Source organism: Actinotalea sp. (assembly GCF_041597215.1).
GTDB lineage: Bacteria > Actinomycetota > Actinomycetes > Actinomycetales > Cellulomonadaceae > Actinotalea.
In genome coordinates this window covers 1-2,343 of sequence record NZ_JBFHHB010000343.1, presented here as the reverse complement: position 1 = coordinate 2,343, position 2,343 = coordinate 1, and the positions used below count along the sequence as shown (strand labels likewise).

At 70.1% G+C, this 2,343-nt stretch carries 4 protein-coding genes; all 4 read left to right on the top strand.

All coding sequences use genetic code 11. The annotated features are described in order from the left end of the window. On the top strand, positions 1 to 249 hold a 249-nt coding region (locus ABWK99_RS15780), incomplete at its 5' end, for a hypothetical protein (RefSeq protein ID WP_372595634.1). A gap of 43 nt (positions 250 to 292) precedes the next feature. Beyond that, positions 293 to 658 carry a hypothetical protein gene (locus ABWK99_RS15775; protein ID WP_372595633.1) on the top strand — a complete coding sequence of 122 codons (366 nt, stop codon included), beginning with the start codon at positions 293 to 295 and terminating at the stop codon, positions 656 to 658. Continuing rightward, on the top strand, positions 655 to 1,623 hold the full coding sequence (locus ABWK99_RS15770) for a right-handed parallel beta-helix repeat-containing protein (RefSeq protein WP_372595632.1): 969 nt from the start codon (positions 655 to 657) through the stop codon (positions 1,621 to 1,623). Before ABWK99_RS15775 ends, ABWK99_RS15770 begins: the two co-directional genes overlap by 4 nt. A 33-nt stretch (positions 1,624 to 1,656) precedes the next feature. Next, positions 1,657 to 2,343, top strand: a 687-nt coding sequence (locus ABWK99_RS15765; protein ID WP_372595631.1) for a hypothetical protein, incomplete at its 3' end; no start/stop codon positions are given.

Genomic DNA, 2,343 nt, shown 5'->3' with positions numbered 1-2,343 from the left:
TACGAGAAGTGGTGGGCGGGCCAGTCCGCAGGCCGGCAGCCCATCGGCGACGCGGACGTGCTGCTCGCCGGACACCTGCACCACCTGCGCGTGCAGGACTACGGCGGCGGGCGACTGTTCCTCCAGGTCCCCTCGCTCGACGGCGGTTCCAACTGGTTCCGCCACACGAACGGCGCAGACACCCCATCGCGGGCTGTGACCTTCCGCACCGAGGGCGGGCGCGTGTTCGACCTCGACCCCGTCCTCTGACCTTGTAACCCGAGCTACAACCCCCACCCGAAGGAGAACCGCCATGGGCCTGACCATCACGGAGTCGCAGGCGACTCTCGACGCACGCTTCCCGACGAGCGGAGCGACCGACTACATCGCATGGTCCGAGAACGGCACGTCCGAGTCGGCGAACCTGGCGCGGACCGCGGTCGGCGCGACAGGCTGGGCGGCGGCGACCGCCGCCGACCCGTCAGTGAAGGCGACCAACGCCGTGCTCACGACCGCCGCGGCGACCGGTGCCGCGACGATCACGCACGGCGCCGTCTACACCGCCTCGACCGGCGGCACGCAGCGCACCGACTGGCAGGCGCTCTCGTCCCCGCGCACGCTGGCGATCGGCGACAAGTTGACGACGGCGATCGGTGCCGTGGCGGTGACGCTGACGTGACCACCCAGGCAGACAAGGACGCGCTGCTCGCACGCCTGACCAAGATCCAGTCGGTGGGCGGCTCGTTGCTGTCCAACGCGACGGCGGCGAAGAAGCTCGCCGAGGCCATCGACGTCGCCGACCCGGCGCCCGACCCGGTGCCCGACCCGGTGCCGGAGCCGACGCCGGAGCCGACGCCGGACCCGGACCCGGTGCCCGCGGGTGGCTTCCCGGACGCGACGAACACGGGCGTCCCGGCAGGGGTGGCCCTGGCGCCCTACACCGGCCCGGCCCGGATCACCACGCCGACCGTCATCGACGGGAAGGACATCACGGTCCCGCTCGTCATCGCGAGGTCGGCGGGGACCGTGACCATCCGCAACTCGCGCAGCCGGTGCGAGGCGTACTGGAACATCCTCAACGATGAGGGCGCGACCCTCGTCCTCGAGGACGTCGAGCTCGACGGCATGGGCAACCCCGCCAACGACTGCGCCGTGGCCGGGTACAACAAGACGATCCGGCGGTGCAACATCCACGGGACCATCGACGGGCTGAAGATCGGGTCGAACGACATCGTCGAGGACACCTACATCCACGACCTCACAGTGACCGCCGACTCGCACAACGACGGCATGCAGTCCCTCGGGTCCGACGATGTCCTGATCCGGCACAACACCGTGATCATGCGCGACGGGGCGACGTCGGCGATCCTGCTCTCGACCGGGTCGGCAGACTCCATGAAGCGCATCCGCATCGAGGACAACCTGCTCGGCGGTGGCGCGTTCACCGTCTACGGCGGGTACGAGGCGGGCCGCGACGTCCTCTCCCGCGTGTCCGACGTGAGCATCACGGGGAACCGGATCACCACCACCGTGTTCCCCCGCGGTGGCGCCTACGGGCCGTTCACGTCGGTCGACGCACCCGCAGTGGCCATGTCGGCCAACGTGTGGCACGACGGCCCCAACGCCGGGCAGCCCGCTTCCTGATCTCCCACAGTGCTGATGATGGAGGTGGGCTGAGTGCCGGCACCGATCGTCCAGTCCGCTTCCGCCATCGGCACCACGGGTTCGGTCGGCGTCACTCTCGGCGCCACCCCCACGCCCGGCAACACGCTCCTCGCCATCATGGCGGCCGACGCCTACCAGACCGGTGCGCCGACCGCTGGCGCGGGACGCTCGTACACCTCGCGTCTCTCCTCGCAGTCCAACCTCGGCTTCTACTTCTGGACACGCCTGGTCACGTCGGGCGACTCCGCGACGACCACATTCACCCTCGGCGCCGCGTCGTCTGCGTGCGTCGTCGTCGAGGTCGCCGGGACCTTCGACAAGACCGGCACCGCCTCCGTCGTCAACAACTCCGCCGGCGGGTCATCTGCCTGCACCGGCCTGACCCCGGCGACGACGGACGGCACCACCCTCGCCGTCGCCGGACTCACCTCGACCAACACGATCCTGTCCGGGATCAGCTCGAACAACGGGTTCACGACCGTCATCAACGCGATCAACTCGGTCTCCGGTGGCGGCAGGGCCAACGTATTCGTCTCGTCCCTCGCCACGACCACCACGACGGCGACCGGGACGACGACGATCTCCTGGTCCGGCCTCGCCTCGGACCGGGCCAGTGCGCAGATCGCGTTCACCGCGCTCGCCGGCGGTGGCAGCACATTCGACGCGGCGATGATCTCGGCAGCATCCACTGCGGTCGCG

What these genes read in the sequence shown, in the direction of transcription:
- ABWK99_RS15775 (WP_372595633.1), top strand. Translation starts at nt 293, where the DNA reads ATGGGCCTGACCATCACGGAGTCGCAGGCGACTCTCGACGCACGCTTC.